Here is a 24298-nt window from a genome sequence, read left to right as displayed (position 1 = left end):
TGATATTTATTATTTTATTCTATCGATACTCAACGAATAGAATATTTGAAGTATACTTGTGTGTTTCAACATTCAACACCTTTACTGATGTATCAACTAGAAGTAAAGTTAAATACTATTTTATTATTATCAATTGTTATTTTGTAATCAATATATGCAGTTATATCTCTTGTACCTGAATCACTAGAATTACAATATCCTGACCAAAATCCACCTCTCTCTTTTACTTTAACTCCATAAAACACTTTTTTAAACTGTCCAGTATATCCATTTAAAACTTTACTTAATGGTACTATTTCATTTTGATCAATAACATCATAGTTTTTTAACCAACTTTCACTCATTCCATAATCAGTTTTTTCACTATTTCTCATTCGATAAGTATTAAAATCAAATGAATATTTTAAATATTTATTATTTATATTACTAAAAGTTGATGAATTTATAGCTAATGGATATGGGTTTTTTGTTTCAAATCTAAAAACACCATTATTTGTTCAACCTTCATTTTCAGCAAATCTAAGTGCCAAGAAAGAACTATTATTATATACTCCTCCACTAACTCTTTCTGAATCAGGATTTTCAGAAACAGAAGCTTTTATGTTATAGTCAGCACTATATATTTTACTATCCATAGTTATAGTAAACATATTTGAATAAATAAATGAGTCCTCTTTAGCTTCAATAACAACCCCTTTATTGTAAGAATTTACATTAATTGGTTTAATTTCATTGAAATTAACATTTTTATTACTATCTCTTATTTTATTTATAACTTGATTAGCATTTGATCAATCCACTGTTCCTAAGTCTCTTGTTGTGAATGATGAATAAATATTTGGTCTATGTATTTTACCAGTTATAGTTTTACTACCATTGTAACTAGATAAACTAAGATTATAACTATAATTTATATATGTATCATTAACATTGTATGAATCATATTTAATATTTGAAACAGATAAGTTATAAGAACTAAACTCTGATAAATAAGAGTTTTCATTCATTACAGCAGATTTTAATTGTTGGTTTGGGCTTAACTTAGAATATTTTTCAATACTATTACTTAAAGAAGGTTTTGTAATTAATAAACTAATATCTGAAGCCTTATAATTAAATGTAATATTCGAACTAATTGATGTTCCAATTTTTTTAATTAAAACAGATGAATTAGTTGCTTTCTTTTGATTTATTTTTATATCTAAATAACCACTAGAATAATAATCTTTTAATACAGAGTTTTTATTTAAAAAATCATTTATTAAGTTTTTATCTTCAAAACTATTTACTAATCCAAGATCTAAATTGCTTATCATGTTTGTAATGCTATTAACTTTATAATTTATAGTAATTCTACTTTTTGAATCAAAACTTTTATTAGAATATATAACAGCTCCATTGTATGTTATTGAAGACTTATCAACTAATATTAATGATTTATCCATATTAATTAATGGATTAACTTCTGCGACTGCATCAATTATCTTATTTTCATTATATGGATCATCAATTTTTCTAGTAATAATTGTATTAGTTATTAATGTACTTAATGATTTTGGAGATATATTAAATGAAACAGTTGCATTAATACTTGGTGCATAGATTTCAAATTTATTAATTGATTTTAATGAATATTGGAATGTAGATTTATTAAATGTTTTTAAATTTGGATTTTTTGATTCAATTGCACTCATGATGCCCTCATTAGAATAGTCAGGTATTTGAGTTATGTCTTTAATATCGAATAAACCTGATAAACTGTTTACTTTAAAATTAATATCAACAAATCCAATAAAGTCTTTAACAGTTATTCTTGCTGTTTTTTCACTGAATTCTTTTACTTTTACATCACAATCAGCAAACTTCTTATTTTTATTTTTGAATTCTTCTATAATCTTTGAAGGGCTTAATAAAGGTATATAATCTAAATTCTTATTTATATCATTCATTTGATCTAAATACTTATTATTATCAATATCATCTGAAGTACTGTTGTTAGTTTTAGATGAAGTTTCACTAGAATTAGAACCATTATTTATCAAGAAAAAGCTGGATGAGAAAGCAATGCTACTTAATAAAAAACTTGATAATAAAACTAATTTTTTCATATTACCACTTTCCTTTTCATTTATTTATAGAATACATTAATTTAATTGAAAAGAAATACTAATAAGTTAATATAAAAATAGTTTACTAACTTAAAAAACTTTTTGTGGATAAAAAAAACATATTCTTTAATAAATTAGAATATGTTTATAAATAACTATAAATCATTTATTTATTATAATGAAATGCTAGCTATAGCTTTTTTACCATTTGAATCAATTAATTTGATTTTAAATGTATTTTTAATAGTTCCATAAGAAGCAGTAAAAGCAATGTTTTCAGGAGATGATATTTTATAAGTTACAGTAATGTCTTTTCTTAAATCACTAAAAATTTTCTTTATATCTCCAATTTCACTTTTAAGGTCATTAGTATATTTATTTATTAATTTTATAGCACCAGAAATTAAATAACTATTTTCTTTTAAAAATGCATCTAAGTGGAAGAAAGGAGAATTAGATTTAACAGTTCCGTCAGAATTTAATCCTAAAGCTTGTAATAAATCCTCAGAATCTAATGCTTTAGATAAAGTATTGTCAGTATATAATGATTTAAAAAAACTTGATAATGTTGAGAATTTTATAGGATTTTCACTATCTGTTGGATAATTATTAGTAATGTTTGTTTTAACATCATTAACAATTTCTTTTATAGATTTATGACTTAAAAAATCGCCTAAGTAAGATTTACTTTCATCAAAATTTCCTTCATTATTTGGTTCACTTTCACTTGAATCAGACTCACCACCAAATAATGAGCTTAATAGTGATGGAAGTTTGTATAAAGGTTTACCAAATGCTTTTTTTAGTGATATGAAGTTTGGAATTTCATTATCATATAAGTTCCCTAATATATCTTGAGTAAAATCACTTCAATTTTCTTTACCAACACTGTCAATAAGGTTTTTTAATAGTTCAGGTAAATTATCATAAGCCATTATTAATGCACTTAACAATCCATCTAAAGCTGAATTAGTATAAATTGTGCAAGTATTAATTAATGATTTAATTAAAGTTGAATAATAAAAGGTTTGACCCAATTCTTCAATAGTTATAGATTTTTCACCATTAAATAATGCTTCTATCGCAATATCACCTAATAATTTTCCATAAATTTCATTTTTATTTGAATATTCTTCATTCAAAAAAGATTCTTGAGTATCTTCACCTAGGCCATCTTCATCGTCATCACTTTTTGCTTTATCATCACGTGTTACAAAAATAATGCCTAAAGTGTTTTTTAATGCAGTTAAACCTTTTTTTTGATTATCATTAACTATTTCATCAATAACATTTAATCATTTTTTAATATCAAATTGGTTTTTTACATTACCTTTTTCTAATACTTTAGTTTTATTATCTAAAACAGTATTTTTATCTATAAGTTTGCTTGTTAGGTCATCATAACTATATTGATCTATGTAGTTTAATAATACTGTTACAAATTTAATAATACCTGGTAAATGTTTTATTGATGTTAAATCAAAACTAAATGATGCTTGACCGCTTATTAATGCTTTGATATTTTTAGAAATAGACTTAGATGCTGTATCAAAATCAGACACTACATCACTTTTGTTTAATAATCCATTAAATGAATTTGCTAAATCAATAACACTAGACTGAATAATTGACACATAATTTTCACCTTCTTTTATGGGACTAAATGCTTCTTCAAATTTTTTTAAAACATCATTGCTTAAAATTTCTTTAATTTGATTTTTTAAATCAGATGTTAGAAATCCTTTAATAGCATCTTTAAAACCATAGACTAATTTATAAAGATTAGGTAACTGTTCAACAAACTTTGTTGGATCACCTAAAAATCCAGTAACAGTTTGTAAAAGCATATTTAAAGTAGAGTCCATTTCACCAGTATCCTTACCAATAACTCCGCCTTTATAAATTCCAGAATTAGCTTCTAAATTATTTGATACTAAGTTTGAATCAAAGTATTCGCTAACAGCAGCACTTAAATTTATTGTACTATCTTTTTTATAAGTTGCATTTATATCATTTACAAATGCTAAATCTTTAATTTTAGTACTTTTTGCTTCTTCAAAATATAAGCTAGGACTATAATGATATTCACTATATTTTTCTTTTTCATCACCAATATTCATACCTAAATCTTTTGGAGAATTTTGGTTAACGAATAATGCCTTTGCATATTGAGTTAATATTTCTGCTCTTGCTTTATCATCTACTGATGCATTTTCGTTTTCTGAATCAGCATTATTCTTGGCTCCACATGCAACTGCATATGATCCTGAAGTTGCAACTAATGAAATTGCCCCTAAAATTGATAATAATTTCTTCATATAATCTTCCTCTCTTATTAATCCTTTAAAGATTAAATAAATATATTCCAATTATAGCCTATATACAAATTAATAATTGAATTAGTAAAACTTTTTTAAAAATATAAAATGTTTTTATAATTTTATTATATTTTTAAAAAACAATAAGAATTTCAATAAGACTAATATAAAATGACTGATTTTTGCAAATAGAAATAATATCATAAATTTTTGAACAAAAAATAAAAGTTTAGGCTAAAAAAGATACAAAATAAAATTCTAAAAAAGTGCTTAAGATTTAAATATTAAATTTTGATTGTAATAAACTAAAGTTAAAAATAAATTCACTTAAAATTATTAATTTTATAGTATATATAAGAGTTGTAAAGAGCTAAAATTAATGAATCAAAAATTAGAAGAAAGTTGATGCCTAGAAATAAGAAAAAAAATCAGTACTAGATATTAATAAATTTTTGAATAAGTAATTCATTCTTAATTATAATCAATATTATGAAATCTTAATAATAAAAAGAAAAAGTGATAATAATAACAAAATAAAAAATTTTAAACTTATGCTTATTTGAAAATATATTATTTTATGATTAATTAATGAATAGTGATTAATAAATAATGAACTTTTTAATGATGATCAAAACATATGATTTATACTAAAAAAAATAATTTTTTAAATAGGATTTGGGTAAACACATACAATTTAATGTAACCATAAATATTAATTTTAAAAATGAGGGTTATAAAAATACATTCAACTTATTTTAACTATTAAAAATATATTAATAATTACAAAAAAGATATTTTTAAAATAAAATGAAATAATATCTAAAAATGATTATTTAATCAAAAAGATTAAACCTAAGTTTTTTAAAAACTCGTTTAATAAATTTAATAGTAATTTCTAATAAAATAGTGAATAAAAAAAACAACAATTATATTAAAGATGAGTTATTTAGAATGAACACCATAACATATTTTGTAATTGGATTTAATAATACAAATATAAAAGTAAAATTAAATGACTCCTAATTTAAACAAATTTAATATCATGTTATCTTAAAATTAGATTTTAAAAATTATTGTTAAATATGAATTTGTTGAAAATGAAAATTAAATAGACTATAAATATTATAAAAAAGTAAATTTGTATTCATTAAATACTAAAAAAAGATACAATCTAACATAGTTTAAGTTTCTAATTAAAAAACTATATGAATATAAAAAAATAAGTGTTTCTAAAACTAAACTGTTTTAACATAAAGTTATGACAAAATTTTAAAAAAAGATGAACAAAAATTTAATAATAGCTATTAATTTTTTTTTAAGTTTTAACAACTACAATTATTCAAAATTTATTTTATTAAATGAAAAATCCACTATTTATAAAATAAATGTTATACTCTGTTTCAAAAATGAATGTATATTTTTATATATATTCAATTGCTAATTATTATTAAAAAAATCAATGTATAATTATTTAAACAAATAAATTTTTCATAAATATTTTTTTAATGCTAATATATTTCTAAATTTAAATCAATTTTAAAATATTATTACTACAAAAAAATATTCCTAATTTTTAGGAATATTTTTTAAATCTATTATCTTTTATAAGAAATTAAAAATATAAATTTAATCTTTATTATACCATTATAATTTTTGAATCAATGAGTTTCATCTGTTTGAATGGTTAACAAACATACTGTCAACTCTAAAGTTAATATTTATAAAGTTTAATTTAAATTTTATATCCATGTATCTAATTACAGATGTAACAAGTGATTTGTCATAATAACCATCTATTATAAATCCATTGGTTTTATCTCCTTCATTATTATTATTACTTAAAGCTAATCTTACTGGAATTTGTTCTTTAGGTGAGTAACTAACTTCAATTGAGAAGTCAGATTGATTTCCTTTTGTTAAAAGGTTATTTCTAAATTCTGCTTGATCAACTGCTTTTAAAGAAAGATATTGATTTAAATTACTTATTTGAGTTTTTTGTCATAAATAAATTCATCCATATTTATCATTATTACTAATTTTAGCCATATCATATGTATCTCAAAGGTTTTTAGTTATACTTTCATTATTGCTTTTACCAGTATAAGCTATTGCTTTTTTGTCAGAAGTTGGTTTTTCAACACCAAATGTGTCTTGAAAAGATTTTATACCTGCTTCTAAATTAGCTAAAACAGATTTATAGTTTTCATTACTTGATTCTGATTCACTTGACTCAAAATCTTTATTATTTGTTGTATATCCAAAAACAATTGAGAAACCATCTAACTCTGATTCATATTCACCAATTTTTATAACTAAACCTTTAAGTTTAAGATTTTTAATACTTGTTGTTTTTTTAACAATAGCATTTAATTCAGTATCAGATTTTAATTTTGAGTCGAATGATTCAACTTCTGATAGGTAATTTTTATATCACTTATTAATATAATTAGATTTTACATATTCTTCAACAGCTTTAATATTTTCTTGTGATTGAGATTCACCAGAGTCATCAACTATCGTTTGAATGCCATTATCTTTATGCATTATATAATCATATAATGCTTTATTTGGTGCTATGCTTTCATCTTTTCAATCAGTTTGTTCATTTTTTCAACTGTAAGTAACATTTTCGTTAGCATTATAAGTTACATCTCAGGCACTATTTATATCATTACCTAGACTTTCATAAATTTTATCTTCATTATCTGCAAATTTTACAGTCACATCTTTAATCTCAGTTTTAAATAATTTTAAAAAATATAATTATAATTTAATATCTAGAATAATAAATTGAAATTATTGATTAATAATCTTTATTACTCAAATATAAAAACCAACTTAATGCTAATTATAATTTATAAGTGCTTAAAAAAAAATTGATATTTTAAAATTAAATAAATTAATTAATCAATATAATAAATCTATTGCTTTATAAGTAAATTCAATTAAAATAAAGGTGTATTTTTCTAAGAAAAATATAGATTGGAGAAAAATGAAAAAATTATTATCTATTTTAGGAACATTATCATTAGCTTTATTTCCTACTGCAAGTATTTTATCTTGTGGAAGTAAAACAGAGAGCAATTCAGAAGACACTAATGAAAAAGACCCAGAAGGAAATGAAAATAAAGATGCATATGCAGAATTATTAAAACAATTTCAAAATGAAGTTAATGATAAATTAAAAACGTATTTAGAAGAAAATAATATAAAATCAAACTTATTAAAACATGTAAAAGATACAACAAATTATAAATTTTTAAATCAAACAAATCTAAAAGGTATGGAAAATACCGATGATGGTATATTTACAAAAGAACAATTACAAAACTTAAATGCTGATATTAAAGAACATATTTTACAAACAAGTGGTTTAAAAGTTTATTTAAGTACTATTACAAATAATTCATCTTATAGTTCAATTGTAGATGGAATTGATAATTTATTTAATGATATTAATATTAATGAAAATTACAAGTTTAAAAAACAAGAAAGTCAAAAAACATCAAAATCTATTTCAATAGCTGATGAAACTTCATCTTTATCAGTTTATACATTAGATATTACAATAAATTTTAAAATAAATTATAAAGATAAAGATAAACAATTAACTACATTTAATTCAAATAATGCAAAATTGCTAATATCATTAACTGATAATGATGCAATTACTACATATTGAGATTCTTTTGTTAAAAATATTTCTAAATTAGCTTTGAATAAAGGTGCTTCTGTTATAACAAGTGATGATTTAAACTTAAACGATAAAGAAGATAAATTTATTAATAATGATGACATTATCAAAAACTATGTTAATAAGAATAATTCTATAGATGAAAACAAAGGATTATCAGAAAAACTTATAGATATGATAAGCTCAGAAGAAGATTTCAATAAACTAAAAGAAAGTTTAGGTGCAGTAATTGACTTTAAAGAAAAACAAGATGTATATAGTGAATTAACTTGATTAACTTCATTTTATGCTGATTCAGAAATAGAATTAAATTGAGAAAACGATGGTAAAAAACTCTTTGATAGAGTATTCAAAATGATTAGTGAGGAAAAGGATCAAAAACTATCAGGTTCAAATACTCCTATAAAGGTTGAATCAAGTATTTTTGATTATTTATCAACTCATGTTAATGAATGGGCAAAATCATATAAGTTGAATTTTGATAAAGTTAATCAAATTGATGATGATAATATTATTTTTGATGATAACGACACTGAGGCTTTAAATAATATTCATAATTCAGTTAAATTTGGAACAATAAAACTAAAAGGTTTAGAACTAAAATTTACTTCTAATTCAGAATTAACTCTTGAATTGCCTGAATTTAATATATACTCAACATATACTATTGATAATAATGAAAAAATAATGGCTACTACATTTAACATTGAAAATTCAAAAACTTTTAAATCAATATACTTTAACTTAAATAATGGAATAAATGCTTACAATAAAGTATTTGGAACATTTAATCCTGAAAATGAAAGAGCAATTACAGGCTTTACTGGCATAAATGCTTATAGTTCTGATGATAATGAAAAAAATTTATGAGATACATTAGACTTATTTGATAAGAGTGTTAATAATAAATGGATAACTTCATTAATTGGATTAAACTTAAAAAAAGTTGATGTTGATCAATTGATAAAAAGAAACTCATTACTATTTAATGGTAATCAAAAAAATTTTGATTTTACTTTTAAGAACTTTAAATCACAATGATTTTTAAATTACCAATTTTTATTAAGAGAAAATGGTTTAATTTTTAATAAACCAAAAGTCAATACTAAGGGTGAAAAGTCAATAGATATAATTTTTAAATTAGATTTTATGAACGTTACTTTTAAAACTAATGCAGATATTTATGAAAACTTTGATCTTGTTAAAGGTAAAACCTTTATTGAAAAAAAATAATTGTAACTTAAATGTTTATTGAAATATTAACTTAAATTAAGAAAAAAAACTCCTTAAATAACTGTTAGGAGTTTTTTTGTTTATTAATACAAAGAATGAAATATTAATTACTTAAAAAATGAAATATTAATTACTTAAAAAATGAATCTATAGCATTGTGTAACCTAAGTAGACCAATTATTTTATAAATGTTGGTTTTTTTGATCAAATATATTATATTTCAAAAATTGTAGTTTATTAAAGTTATAAACAAATTTTCTAAAAGTATCATAAAAATTTTGTATATTTTTAAATTTGCACCCATAAGTTTTAAAAAACTTTTCTTTTACTCATCTATTTAAACTTTCGGTTGAGGCGTTATGTTTAAAACCTCTTTTAGACATAGAATGCACTATATTATTCTTCTTATTTACATATTCAAATATTTTTTCACATGAGAAAGCTAAACCTCTGTCAGATTGTATTACTTTGTTTGAATTAGTGTTTACTGAATACTCATTTATCCTTTTAAAAACCTTTAACGAGCTGTTTGAATTTTCGTTTTTATCAAAGTTATATGCAACAATAGTTTTTAAATCCCAGTCATAAGATATCATGCAATTTAATTTTGTTTTATAAGAAGAATTATTTAATTCTATTTTTAGATTAGTACCATCAACTCCAACTACATTAGGAGTATTGTAATTCATTTCAATCAAATCATCTCTAACATAAGAGTTATGTTTTTTAGATTCATTGAAATAACTTGATTTTTTGGAATTGTCCCTACTAAATGAGTTTTTAAATACCTCAGGTTTTTCTCTTTTGATTAGGTTAATCATTTTTTCAGAGACTCTTTTATTCTTATTAACAAAAATTTATTTCCTTATTAAAAGAGAACCTGTTTGTAAATCATTATTTGCTTCTTTAAAATCTTTTACTAAGTCTACTGCATTTTCAAATCTTTCATTTTCAAAGCTATTAATAGTTGGAATCTTTAGCTTGTATTTGTATAACAAAATAGGGTTTTCTAATTTTAATTTCATTTTGAATTTCGAATAAGTATTTTTATGAACTTTAAAATAATTTATTAACCTATTGGTTCCCATGCCATAATTAGCAACTAAATAATATATTTGAGAGCATGCATAATATTTATAAGCTTTTGTTGCCATTATCATTATCTTTTCCTTCTTGCTCATTTTCAATAAATTCATCAATATTGTTGCCGTGCAAGAAGGAATGGACTTTTCCAATATTTCTTTACTCGCTATTGCCAACATTTTTTCTTCTATCTCAAACTTTAAGTTTTTTTCTAATTTTTTTATTCGGTCCTTAAGTAATTTATTTTCTTTATTTTTTTCTTTAAGTTCCTTAGAAATAAAATCTTTTTTTAACTTTTGACTCATCAATTTAACCTCTTTGCAATCCTTATATATACTATAAGAATAACAAGATTTTGAGGACTTATATCAGATTCTTATTAATTGTGATCCTGCTTTAATATTTAAATCATTAGCTATTTTGTCTATATTTTCACCGTTTTTGTACCTTTTTACGGCTTCAGTTTTTATATTCTTATCATAAATTTTTGGCATTATTTCCTTTCTATCAAAAAAACCAGTAATTTTATACTGGTCTACTTAGCTTCCTTTTTGCTTATTATATTAGAGTTAAGTTAAATAATATAATTTATTTTAAATCATTGCGAACAAACTTTCTAAAAGAAATATAAAAAAACATTATTGATATTATTAACTGAATAAAGATGTAAATAAAAGGTTTGATAATTTTGTATTGTAATTTTGGATCAATTATATTTTCTTCATTTGTTTCTAAATCATATTGAACATAAGGTAAAAAAATATTTTGTTGATCTTCTAAATATATTTTTGAATCACTATTTGGATTAAATCAAATATCATTATTTGAAAAGCCTGAATAATAAGTATAATTACTCCACATTTCAAAAAATGGATTTAGATAAGTGAATATATTGAAGAGTTTTCTTCTACTTTTGTATTCATTATAAGTATCATTTTTAATTAAATAATTATTAGTTATATTATGAAATTTAGTAATATAGTTTATAAAATAGTTTTCTAAAATTCTGGAAACTATCATTAATGGAAAGTTTAAATATTCAGTTACCAATGATTCTATATCTTTTGTATCTGATAAAATTAATGAACCAGGTCCACTACTATATTTGAAGAACCTTTTATAAACACTTTTTAAATATTCATCTGTAAAATCAACTCTTGTTTCAGGATTTTCAACTTGTTTCAATTTACTTTTATTTACATCTACAAACACAAAATCATCGAATAGTAATACAAATGATGTTTGTAAATTCATATAAGTTTTTTTTATATCATTTATAAAATTGATAATGTCTTCCATTACATTTTTTTTATCAATATCTTCTTCATTTAAGTAAATATTATAAAAAGAGTTTTCATCAATAAATACATTTTTCAATCATAATTCAATAGAAACCTTTTTATTATTTCATGAATCCAGTTCTTTGGGTGTTGTGCCATCTTGTTTATAGAATGTTGATATAAAATCAGTATCTCTTATTTTTACTGACTCATCGTTTGATTTTATTAAATTATAAAATTTTCAAAAACTATTAATTCTTATATCAACATTAGTTTTATTACTAAATGTTTCTTTAACCATATCATTATTAATTAAAAAATCATTTAATGCTTTTGATAAATATTTATACTTGATTTCACCATCATTTATATGTTTTTCAAGGTTAAGTACTTCATAAATATCAGAAACTGTATATATTCAAGTTTTTTCCTGACTATTATTAAATGTTAGTATTGAAGATGAGCTTTCTTCTTTTGTTTTTATAAATTTTAATGGTAAATTAGCTATAAAAGAAAAAGATAATATAAGAGTTGAAAATATCATTGTCATTTGAGGCGTTGATAATAATAAAAGAAATAATATAAAATTAGCTAAGAAAATACAAGAAATAAAAGAATATCAAAAAAAAGTTAAGCTTTTTCTTAAAACTAATTCACTAATTAAAAAGTTATTAAAAAATATATAAAACAAATTTGTGAAAATAAAACTAATAAAAACATTTATAAAAATAAAGAAAATTACAACTAATCATTGAGTTATAAAATACTTAGATTTTGAAACCTGACTTGAAACTGCTATGTAAATAGTTTTATCTTCAACTTTTCTATTAAAATAAAATTGAAGTATTCTTAAAATTACTATAAACATTAAACTTGAGATAAATATTAAAATATAATAATCGTATGAAATAACAAAACTTTTTTCATCATTAATAATTCCAAGGGATAAGGAAAAAATTATTGAAAATATTGCTATTACTAAATTCAAAATTATAAAGGATTTTTCAAATATTATTAGTTTGAAACTAAATTTTAACAAAGAAAAAAAAGAAATACTTAAAATAATTTTCTGTTTGTTTTTCATATAAATACCCAATTTCTAATTTTAATTTATTAATAAATTAGTATAAATAATTATTAAGTCAAAATATTATAGTAATAATTTTTTAAAATAACTAATAATATTTAGCTAGATATGTATTCAAATGTTTTTGTTATATTTTTATTATACCATTTATAATCTTTATAATTTAAAGTATTTAAATGTTTAAGAAAAGATTGATAGTAAGTGCAAAAACAGAAATAATTAATGAAATATATATTAACAATAATAAAATAAAAATTCTGAATTTAATTCAGAATTGATTTTATCAAACTTTTAATTCATCTCTCATTAATTCAACAAAGTCTGCCATTAATTCGAGCGATACACCATAATAAGTATTAACTCCTATATTGTTGTTTTTAGGCATAACCCATATTACACTTTTTTCAGTTTCTTTATCAATTACCTTAATTGATTTCTCATTTTTAACATAATTTAAATTTGTTCATTTTTCTAAAAATGCTTCTTTTGTCATGTATTTATAAACCTCTCTTAAAATAATTATAATAAAAAAACTAATTAAGTAAATAAAATTAATAATTATATTAATGTAATTTGTTTTTGTAAAATCTTAACTCCTTTAAGACTAGAATATTCAGAGTTAAAAGTATAATTTAATTTTAAAACAAATAGTTCTAATTCAGAACTGTCTTTTTTTCCTTTAATGCTTAATGAAAATGTTGTAAGGTTTCCATCAAAAATAGTACCAATCAACTCATTTTTTAAAGTGTCTAAACCTATAAAAATGTCGGAAATATAACTTGATAATGTTGACTTGTTAGGAACAGTAGATTGACCATCTATATAAATTAAAGTTCCTTCCATCTTATCTTCTATAATTTCTCTACCAAATTCATCATAGTATAATTTATAATCAGTATCAAAATAATCTTTTTTAAGTTTGCCATTAGCAATTTCAATCTTTTCTTTGCTTGAAGAAATATATGAAAGATTAGAGTTTAATAATTTGACAACATCATTATTATTTTTTCCTTCTTTATATTGTAACTCCTTAACATTATCAACACTGCATGATATAATATTTGTTAAAAATAAATTTGATGTACAAAATAAATTTAACATCATTAATTTTCTTCTCATCTTGACTTCCTTTCATTATACTTGCAAATAAAAGATTAATTTAATCTTTAAATAAAAAACCTAAAATAATTTAGGTTTAATCGAATATTTAATTTATTTTAATTTATTAATAATATAACTTAAAATTAAATTTCTAAAACTTCTTCTTCAGTAACTGTCACTTTAATAGTTATATCTTTTGCATCTTTATAACTTATTTTCACTTCTTTTTGACTATCAGTTTTTTTAATTCCTTTTAAACTTAATGTATATTCAGTTTGACCTGCAGTATCAGGGGTTACTGAAGTTGTCACATATTCTTTATTAGAATCTTCTACAGTAAGTTTTTGATCTTTAATAGGATTTTTTACAGTAATTTTTACATTTGCTGATTCATCTTTTTTTATAGTAACTTCAGTTTTATCTGCTGAAAGAACTGGATCAGTAGATGGAGCGTCTGCTTCTAAAACTTTAACAGTAACTTCTTGTTTTAAATCTCCATAACTTAATTCTAAAGTAGCTTTATCGTTTTTTTCTTTACCTTTATAAGAAACTTTAAATTTATTTTTATTTTGAGAATCTACTGTAACTTTAATTTCTTCTAATGAATTTTCATCTTTTTTTTCTACAGCTTTTAATTCTGTTTTGCTATCTCCATTTTTCATTTCAACATCAAATTCTTTAGTTTCCCCGACTTTTACATCTGGTGCTTTTATTGCAGGAAAAGCAGTTTTTGCTTCATCACTACATGATATTACAGTAGCACCTGTTGTAGCAACTAATCCAGTTGCTGCTAATATACCTAATAGTTTTTTCATTTTATATTTCCTCCTGTTGAATAATATCAACATTTGTATTATAACCTTATAAAACGAAATACATTAAGACATTAATTCTAACTTTTGAAATTAATTTTACATTTCTAACTATATATTATTTATTTAACATAAGATTAATATAATATTTAACATGTTTTTAAATATTAAATTTTTACTAATAGTTTGATGGTAAAAAAAACTTTTAGTTTAAATTTCAATTTACTAAAAGTTTTATTATATTAATTTTATTTATTTTTTTCTTTAGATGATGAAGTATTTTTTATTGTTTTCTTTTTTTCAACATTTGTTTTTGCAGTTTTAGAAACTTTATCTTTTTTAATAACGTTGTTAGTTTTATTAATTTCTTCTATTTTTTTATCTCTAAATGATAAAGAAGATTTTTTTGACTTTAATGCTGCTGGTTTATTTAAATCAGGAACTTTGTTTAATGGTCCCGACTTGCTTTTATCTATATTATTTTGAAAGAATTTTAATCTTGATTCCTTAAGCTCCTCAGCTCTTTTTTTTGTTAAAGGTTTTCCTTCAATATTTAGTCTTTTTCTAATTTCATCTGCTGAATTATGTTCTTTATTATGAATTATTTTATCAAGTCTTTCTTTACTCTCTATAGATCTTTTCATGCCATCAGGAAGAGAAGATAGGTTTGCTTTACCATTTTTACTACTTAATAAAACTCTTGCTTGTTTTATAGAGTCAATTCTGCTAAAGTTTTCTTCGAGTACTTTAGGTTTTTTAACTTCTCTTAATTTAACTTCACCTTTTTTATTTATGCTATCACTAAATTCTACATTTGTATCTTCAAATCCCATTTTATTGTTCCTTTCAAGTAATGTTAAACTAATTATATAATAAAGTAACTAGAAATAACTATCTAAAATAAATTATGTTATTAAAATTTAAAGTTATTTTTTAAAACTAACTTTAATGGTAACTGGTTCTGCGTTTTCATAATTTAATGTAACGTTAAATATTTCATCACTTCTATTACTATTTGTTATAAAAAATATTGTGTAGTATCCAGCTCCTTTATTTCCTGAAATTTGTATATTTATAAACTTATTATTTTCAAAATCAGTTGTTAAAATGCCTTCCAAGGTTGGGTTATTTATATAAACACCTACTGATAAGCTTTGATTTGTATTTAAATCATTTATTTCTTTTGGTGATCCAAAAATTTCAGGTTTTTTATTAGGGTTTTCAACTATATCAAATTTTAGTTCAATAAAAGATTCATCATAATAAACTTTTACAGGAATTTGTTTTTTAATTTCTAAACCATATACAACTAAAGTTATTTTACCAGTTTCTTCCATATCATAATCTTGCATTGAAAAAGCATCAACATATTTTTTATCTTGTTCTGAAACCTCAACTTTTATTGGAGCAAATTGGTAAGGGTTTTCAACACTTAATTTAAAGTTATTTAAATGCATACCAACCATAACTGATTGTTCTTGATTTTCATCTGCTTTTATTATTGGATTATCTTGTACAGTTAAAGATATTTTTTTTACAATATTTCCATAAGTAATATTTAAAACACAATTACCTACTTTATCATTTGCTTTAACATAGATTAAAAACGAACCATTACCCTCTTCATCATTTGTTTTTGATGTAGATAAGGAATTTATTAATGATTCATTATCATCTTTACTTATATTAATTTTAGCTCCTTTAATTGGGTTAGTGACATTTATTTCTCTAGTTAAAGATTTGTTTTTTGTTACTTTTAAATTTTCTAAATTAAATGATGGTTCATCAGAACTTATTTCTTTAACTTCTATATTTAAAACACATTGTACATTTTCATAATTTAATAAGATTCTTGTTTTGCCAATATTTAAACCTTTTACCTTGAATTCAATACTTGATTTTGTGTCTGAATCAATACCATTGCCGCTTAAAACATTCACAACGCTTGAGTCAACTGGAATAAAAGAGTATTTTGCATTTTTAATTGGATTTGCAAAATGAACAATCAATGGTGTTTCTTTATTTAAAGATACTTGATAATTTATATTCTCTTCAAATCTAGGTGTACTACTATTAGATTCTAAAACATTGATTTTAAAACTACATTGTAAGTCACCATACTTTACTTGTATAGTATTTTCTAAACTTCTTTTCTTACCATAAATAGTTAATTCAAACTTTCCTGTTTCATTTTCATCATTTAATATATTTTGGTCAACATAAACCTTATCTTCTGAATTACTGTTTATAACCTTTATTTCAGCATTTTTTATTGGATTTTTGATATTAACAATTATTATTTTTTTGTGATTTTCATAAACTTTTTGATCATCAATTTGAAAGATTTTATCATTTTCAGTTGTTGCATCATGTGAATTATCATTTGATCCACATGAAGTTATTAAAGTAATTGGTTGAATTGATAAGAACATTGTTGTTAATATTCCTAGTAGTTTTTTCATAATTTATCTCCTTAATTAAGTTATAACAAAATATAAAATACTTATCAAATTGAGAAAAAAAAAATATAGTTATTTATTAACTATATCTTAAAATTAAGATTTTTTATCAACATCTAAATCAGAGAAAATAATATCAAATGAAATGTCATCTCTTGATAATGTAACTAGTTTTTTATCTAATTTGTTTGTAATTTTAAATTGAACATTTCTAAATATTATTTTAAAACTTTGATAATTAATTAATTGACTAATATTTAAAGAATCAAGTCTACCAACCCATTCAATTTTATTATTATCAATAGTATTATTTTTTCTAAAAACAAAATCATAACTTGCTTTAACAATTTCAACTTCATTATTTTCTAATCATTCATCAGTTACACCAAGACTTTTAATTATTCCATCTTTTAACAAACTGATTATTGGTTCCATTGTAAAACTTGGAATTATTGCATTGACTTTTTCATTAATCATAGGTATTGCTTTATCTTTTAAAGTTCCACCCAATGAATTTGCTATAGTTGAAACAAAACTATTGCCTGCAATTTCTTTTATATTATTAACTATTCTATTTGCATCAATGTCTTCAACAAAATTTATTTGGTTATCATTGGGATTACCTATTATAGCTTGTTTTCAATCAAAATATCCATTAGATTCTTTATGTTCATACATATTTGTTATCATTTGTTGAAGGATTATTGATGGAGTAATTTGAACTGATTCTAAAACTTTACCAAGATATTCATTATTTAAAACAGTTAAAATATCACTCCCTACTATACTCTTTACAATTGAAGCAATTCAACTTTCTAACCCTAACTCTTCTATTTTTATGACAACTTTTACTTTTATATAAAAATTACCTTTTTCGTATCTTCTATTTTTATCATACCCTACTAAAGCATTTAAAAAAAATACATCTAAGTTAGTTGAAGCTGCTCTAACACTTAAACCATCGGTCTCCTTATTAAAATTTGCATAAAATATTTTAGCAATTGATTCATTTTCATCTAAATCAGCTGTTAAAAATTTAAGAAAACTATATAGTAAATTATGACTGGTTGTAAAATAGGTTTGTTCTTTAGTAGAAAAAATCATATTAAACAAATAAACAATCATTGGTTCTACATTTTTTAATATATCAAATATTGTAATTTTGTTTTTACCTAACTGATCTCCAATTTCAATACTCATCATATCATTACTAAAAGAATTTACATCAATATTAAGAATTTCTAAGATATTTACATCCAATATTTCACTAAGCTTAATTTTTACTAATTTATCACCAACTGGTACTTCAAATTCATCTTTTTGACCAAATTGGACAAGTAAATCCGATACATGAGTTATTAAACTTCTAAAATTATTTTCAAATTCATTGTGAAAATTATCATAATTATTTTTATCATAAGTTTCTAAACTTTTTAAATCCATTTTTGCTATATTGTCTAAATCCTTAACTAATGGTTTTATTGGACCTAAACCTGATACTGCTCTGATGGTTTGAAGCAATGAATAAATTGTTCCTAATGTAACATCTTTTCCAAGTGCATCAATCCTTAAAAGACTTACATCTAATTGCTTAGGATTGTTTTTCCCCAAGTTATCTAAACTATTAAAATTAAATATATTTACAACATTATTATAGGCTTCAAAAATTGATGAAGCATATTTCACTGTAATTGTAGATAGTAATTCATCGAAATAATATAAAGAAATGTCTATTTTACCATCAGTTTGTAATAAATTCTTAGACGTAATCGATTCTTCTCCTAAATTTAGATTATCAACAAAAGGTAATGAAAAGTTTTTATTTTGTGCCAATGTAACTTTAAAATCTGATGATTTTAGTTTTATATTATCAGCAACTTGATTTAATATGTCATTTTTTATCAAATCACTATTAGATTCTTCTATATTTATATTTGTAAAATATTTATCATTATTTAATTTATTAAATTGTTCAGTAACATTATTTACACTTTGTGGCAAATATTCTCCATTATTAGAATGTATTGAATCATCAAATAATGAGCTATTACTATTTGAACTACTACAACTAACAATAGCACCAATTGGTGAAACTACAATAAATAAACTACCTAATATAGTTAATATTTTTTTCATAACCATCCCTCTTTAATTAACTAAATTATATTATGATAAAGTATAAAAATATTTTTATTTTTTTATTGATCACCCAATACCTTAGTTGGACTGATTTTAGTTATAGGTTTATAAGAAACATAAATTGAAAATAAATAAACAAAGAATATTATGCCAAAAACAATTATTGGTGAATAAAAACTAAATAAATAAGGGATTACTAGTGATGAGTTAATCGAAAGAGTATTAAATAAATATTTTAAAATAAATCAACATGATGTAAATCCAATAGTCACCGTTATAAAAATTGGTAACAAATAAATCATAAATATTTGACCAATAATGTATTTATTTGTATACCCTAATGTTTTCATTGTTGCTATAAACGATGAGTTTTCATTAATTATGTAAACAGAACTAATAAATATAATAATAAATGACATTATAAATACTATTATTATAATCATGATTGTGACTACATATATAATATCTGTTAACTTATTTAAAAAATCTTTTTGATTAATAATATTATCTATTGAAGATATATTATTTTTAATATAGCCATCTTTATAGATAAATGATTCAGTTTGTTCATCATCAACTCTTTGACCATATAATCCAATAGTTGTATAATCTCCATATTCTTGAGTTTTTGAAGTACTAAAATTAGAATCGTCAGCAGTACTTGTTATTTTATATTTATAATTAAATATTGGGTACTCATTTTCAAATATTGTGTTTATAATTGAAGAAAATTTCTTATATCCATAAACATCATCATAATTTTCTGACAAGTTTAAAAACATCTCAGTAAAATCATCATAAGGATTATCATTTCTCGTATTATATTTTGGTGTATCACCAAGTCAAGCGGTTATTATTTGGTTAAAATAAGTTATAAAGTCACTTCATTGTTCTTTTGTAAAACCTTTAAATATTTCCTCATTATAATACTTTGTTAAATAATCTCTTTTATATCATTCTTGAATAAAGAAATTATTAAAGAAATATTTTTTTACATTATCATATCCAAGAACTTTGTTTGCATTTTTATTAGAAATCCATGCCTTTGGGTCACCATAACTTTTTTGAACACCAACAACAATAAAGTTTTTATCTAAATCATTTTTTTCTGAAACTATATCTGAATTCCACACCTTATTTTGAATATCAGATGGGGAATTTATATCAGATAAATTATTTACAGCAATATTAACTTTATTTTCATCATTACAATTTTTTGCATTCTGTGATGAAGAAATACCAGTACAAATACTTGCAACTTTTATTTTATTATTTTCAGTAGCTCAACCTATATTATACTCTTCTTTAGAATAGTAATTCTTTTTATATTCTGTATAGAACTGATTGTCACTTGTTTTATGGTTTTTACTTATTCCAAAATTTACTTGTTTATTTAAGTCAATTGGAGAACCTTGTTTGCCATTACCAGAAGGCAAGGTGTCATAACTTACTAATTTATTACTTTGGATTTTTATACCATATAAATAACTACCAACACTAAGGTTAAACTTCTCAGCTAATGAATTATTTACAATAATTGGATAATAATCCCCTAAACTAGAATTAACATTTCTGAAAAGGTCTGGTTGCATACTTTCACCGTCATCATTTTTTAAATCAATAGATTGAGTGTCTTCATCAATACCATAAATTTTAAGATTGTTTAAATTATTATTTAATGTAAAACTTCCATTTAATAAAGTTCCCTTTTCTTCTAATGTAGAATCAAATGGAATTAAATTATATGAAAAATTATAATCTTTATCATTTAATAACGCATTTTTTATATTTTCTTTAATAGCATCAGATTCGTGAGAATAAAATGATTGAAATATTGTTTCTCCAATTTGATTTGAAAAGTTAACTCAAAATCACATCAATAAGTATGAGTTTAAGATTTTTAAATCGGAATCTGATTGATTGTCTAACACAATATTTCTTATATCAACATCTTTATAATAAATCTTATTATTTTTATATGAGTTTAAAAAACCCTCATATGATTTGCTAACATTATTTGCCATTTTATTGTTATAAACTATGTAAGAAAATGGATTAGGAGTGTTTTCTATATTTTCATAATAGTTTTTGTCGCTGGTAAATATTAAATTATTATAATTTATGTTCTTAACTTTATTTTCATCTAAAACATAATCATCTTTTATATAATTATTAGTTTTAGACAATCTTACATTTGTATCATATTTTATATAAAATAATTGAAGTTCTTTAAAAATACTTTTAATTGATTTGCTTAATTCTTTATTAGTTCCATTACCAATGTATGAGCTAATACTTTTGTCTATTTGATTCAATAAATTATAGTAGTCTATTCACTGATTTAAAATACTTTCAACAGTTTTATATTCAGTTGATGTTCTATCATTAATATTAGAAACATTTAATTTATTTAAGATCTTAAGGTATTTTAACGAATAATTTTTATAATTTGAATAAGCTAATTTTGATAACTCTTTTGATAGTTTAATATCATTTAAATTACCTTCATCATCTAAAATAGGTAAATTAAGTGAAAAATAATTACGGCTTATATCATTATTTAATAAATCATCAATTATTTGATTCGAGTCATAATCTATATTTCCATACTCATTTAATTTAGTTGGTAATGCTGTATAAAAATTAGTTTTCTTGTCAATAGCCTCACTATAATCATAAACTACTTTATTTTTTACATCATAGTCATAATCATTATTTTTATTTGGATTATAAGTTTTTAGAAAAGAATATGGGTTATTTGCTAATGGTTGATTATATTCAACAACACTATTATAATTTAATCCTTCAAATGCTTTTTGTTTATTACTATTTATAACAAATGGAATTATAGAAGAAAATGATAATAACAAAGTCGAAATAAATATAATCGAACATGTTGTCATCACTTTTTTAAATGAACTTGCAAATAATGCTGCATGAAGTTTAGCATTAAATTTTGAGTATATATAAAATGACTTATAAACAAATATATACTTAGAATGTCTTTTTTGTGTAACACCATATAATAAACTTGAAGCATCTCTTTTAATAAACGACTTTGTTGATGTTTTACAAATAAAGTAAAATAATAATACAAAACACAGTAATATACCAGCAGCATAATAAAATAAACCAGACATGTTTCCAAAATTAAGATTTATATAATTTTTAAAAACGTCAAGAATATAGTTTTGAGTAAAAACTACAAGACAATATGATACTAATACTGCAGATAAAACTGTTACTGTTGGTAATATTCAAAAGAAATTTGAAAGCATTGAATTACTACAACCCAAAGCCTTAAATGTACCTATTTTTTTTTCAGAATCTTTTAACTCTTTTTTTATAAATTGGCTAATTACAAATATTGTGATAAAAACAATTAGAAATGAGAAAAAATATGACACAAATTTAATTACAAAGAAAGCATTATTATAAATACTTAAACGAGAAAAGTTTTTATAAGTTGAGTCATTAACTGAATAAATTAATTTTTTGTTTTTTTGTGATAAGTTACCGTATCGTATATATTCAGAATTCATTGAATTTAATAGATTTTCATTATAATTATTATTATCAATGAACTTAGCTGAAAAATATACTTCTCTATCAGAATCAGAAACTGTATTTAATTTTGAACTAGAGGGATCATAACTATACAATGAGAATGTTTTTGATATTTTAGATGCATTTAATCCCAGAACTTCTGGAGCAACATAAGCATTGACTTCTGTATTTATGTTAGGTATGGGATTATCACGACTTTTATATGAATAAAAGAAGTCAATTGATGTTCCATAACCCACAACCTGAAATCAGTTTTGGTCTGAGTATTTAGATTTATTAATACCAGTTTCTTCATTATTAATATCATTAACTTCATAACCAAATGATAAATCTTTAACATCATTTTTTACAATTAATTGGTTGCCATATTTATCAGGATTTAATCTAACAATTTCATTTAATTTAATGTTGTGTTTTTTTGCAAAATTATATTGTAATACTACTTGTTTGGCAGCTTCTGTTTTATTTTCACTAAATGGATTTTTAACATTATCATTAGCACTTTCGTATACAACTAACTTATCCACTTCGTTTGTTTCTAATTGATCTTCTAATTCTTCACCTTCATTATCAATATTATTAATTATTCCTGTTTTAGCAATGACTCTTGTAGTTAAATCTACATCATTTAATTTTAAACCGTCAAACATTCTAGCTTCTGTTCTAGATCAATTAAAATAATTATTACCAATGATTTCATCACTTTCATTATCATAATATTTACCTTTACGAGATAATGTATTTATTAAATATTGTTGATACAAATCATTATTTGAATAATCAAGAATTTTTTCTCCTCCGACCAATTCTTTTTCATTAAAAGTTATTCTGTCGTTTTGGTCAATATCGACAACAAAATCTCTTAAATTAGATTGATTAGATAAAATATTAAAATTATTATCAACTCTATCATAAAATAATGAAAGTATAAAACATAAACTTGATGCAATTAAAACTAATATCCAGATAAAAATTACTGAAGAGTAATTTTTTGACATTTGTTTAATACCAGATCTTATAATCAGCCCATTTAATTTACGCTTTTTAACTTTTGGTTTTATAACTTTTAGTTTTTGTTTTTTGCTATAAACACTTAATTCTTCATAAGAATCTGGTTGTACTACATTCAAAGGTTTATTAATTGTAATTTCAACTTTTTTATTATTTTTTTTAAGTTTTTGTAATTTTTTTTGTTTTTTTAAATTTTCTTTAATTCTTAAAGCTTCTAATTTAGCCTTTTCAATAGCTATTTTGTTATCATAATTATCAAGGTTTATGTTTTCATTTTTTTGTTTTAATTGCTTTTTTAATTCTTTACTTTTTTGTCTTGCCCTTTCAATTGCTAATTTATTTTCTTCAGCAGAAAATTTAATTTCTTTGTCAGGATTAGAGTTATTATTTTTGATATCCATTTAAA

The 24298-nt window shown here is 22.1% G+C and carries 14 protein-coding genes; 1 reads left to right on the top strand and 13 read right to left on the bottom strand.

Translation table 4 applies throughout. From position 1 onward, the window contains the following. Nucleotides 1-14 precede the first annotated feature (14 nt). The 3 genes from STURON_RS02265 to STURON_RS02255 all read right to left on the bottom strand — a co-directional run bounded on the left by STURON_RS02265 (nt 15) and on the right by STURON_RS02255 (nt 7150). Nucleotides 15-2108, bottom strand: coding sequence for a hypothetical protein (locus tag STURON_RS02265; protein WP_075048262.1), 2094 nt, complete (start codon nt 2106-2108; stop codon nt 15-17). A gap of 173 nt (nt 2109-2281) precedes the next feature. Then, on the bottom strand, nt 2282-4426 hold the full coding sequence (locus tag STURON_RS02260) for a lipoprotein (protein WP_075048261.1): 2145 nt from the start codon (nt 4424-4426) through the stop codon (nt 2282-2284). Between the two features lie 1644 nt (nt 4427-6070). Then, the gene (locus STURON_RS02255; RefSeq protein WP_075048260.1) at nt 6071-7150 is read right to left on the bottom strand and encodes a hypothetical protein; all 1080 of its coding nucleotides are present in this window, start codon (nt 7148-7150) and stop codon (nt 6071-6073) included. A gap of 268 nt (nt 7151-7418) precedes the next feature. On the opposite strand from STURON_RS02255, the gene STURON_RS02250 reads away from it, so the two are divergent. After that, the gene (locus STURON_RS02250) at nt 7419-9353 is read left to right on the top strand and encodes a hypothetical protein (protein ID WP_075048259.1); all 1935 of its coding nucleotides are present in this window, start codon (nt 7419-7421) and stop codon (nt 9351-9353) included. 182 nt (nt 9354-9535) lie between these two features. Here STURON_RS02250 and STURON_RS02245 read toward each other — a convergent pair whose 3' ends face one another. The 10 genes from STURON_RS02245 to STURON_RS02200 form a co-directional block, all read right to left on the bottom strand. Beyond that, entirely contained in the window at nt 9536-10174 is a 639-nt protein-coding gene (locus STURON_RS02245) for a hypothetical protein (protein ID WP_075048258.1), read from the bottom strand. 36 nt (nt 10175-10210) lie between these two features. Continuing rightward, nucleotides 10211-10930: a hypothetical protein gene (locus tag STURON_RS02240; RefSeq protein WP_075048257.1), complete on the bottom strand. Its 720-nt coding sequence runs from the start codon at nt 10928-10930 to the stop codon at nt 10211-10213. A gap of 94 nt (nt 10931-11024) precedes the next feature. Next, nucleotides 11025-12800: a hypothetical protein gene (locus tag STURON_RS02235; protein WP_075048256.1), complete on the bottom strand. Its 1776-nt coding sequence runs from the start codon at nt 12798-12800 to the stop codon at nt 11025-11027. Nucleotides 12801-13083: 283 nt separating this feature from the next. Beyond that, on the bottom strand, nt 13084-13296 hold the full coding sequence (locus STURON_RS02230; protein ID WP_075048255.1) for a hypothetical protein: 213 nt from the start codon (nt 13294-13296) through the stop codon (nt 13084-13086). Nucleotides 13297-13361: 65 nt separating this feature from the next. Next, on the bottom strand, nt 13362-13922 hold the full coding sequence (locus STURON_RS02225) for a hypothetical protein (RefSeq protein ID WP_075048254.1): 561 nt from the start codon (nt 13920-13922) through the stop codon (nt 13362-13364). A gap of 125 nt (nt 13923-14047) precedes the next feature. After that, the gene (locus STURON_RS02220; protein WP_075048253.1) at nt 14048-14719 is read right to left on the bottom strand and encodes a lipoprotein; all 672 of its coding nucleotides are present in this window, start codon (nt 14717-14719) and stop codon (nt 14048-14050) included. A 245-nt stretch (nt 14720-14964) separates the two neighbouring features. Next, a complete protein-coding gene (locus tag STURON_RS02215; protein ID WP_075048252.1) occupies nt 14965-15549 on the bottom strand; it encodes a hypothetical protein in 585 nt (194 codons plus the stop codon). A gap of 93 nt (nt 15550-15642) precedes the next feature. After that, entirely contained in the window at nt 15643-17178 is a 1536-nt protein-coding gene (locus STURON_RS02210; protein WP_075048251.1) for a hypothetical protein, read from the bottom strand. Between the two features lie 93 nt (nt 17179-17271). Further along, nucleotides 17272-19311 carry a hypothetical protein gene (locus STURON_RS02205; RefSeq protein WP_075048250.1) on the bottom strand — a complete coding sequence of 680 codons (2040 nt, stop codon included), beginning with the start codon at nt 19309-19311 and terminating at the stop codon, nt 17272-17274. 62 nt (nt 19312-19373) lie between these two features. After that, a complete protein-coding gene (locus STURON_RS02200; protein WP_075048249.1) occupies nt 19374-24293 on the bottom strand; it encodes an ABC transporter permease in 4920 nt (1639 codons plus the stop codon). Nucleotides 24294-24298 lie beyond the last annotated feature (5 nt).

Origin of the sequence: Spiroplasma turonicum, assembly GCF_001262715.1 — a bacterium.
Taxonomy (GTDB): Bacteria; Bacillota_I; Bacilli_A; order Mycoplasmatales; family Mycoplasmataceae; genus Spiroplasma_A; species Spiroplasma_A turonicum.
The sequence above is the reverse complement of the archived record's forward strand: the minus strand, read 5'-3'. Positions and strand labels throughout refer to the sequence as shown.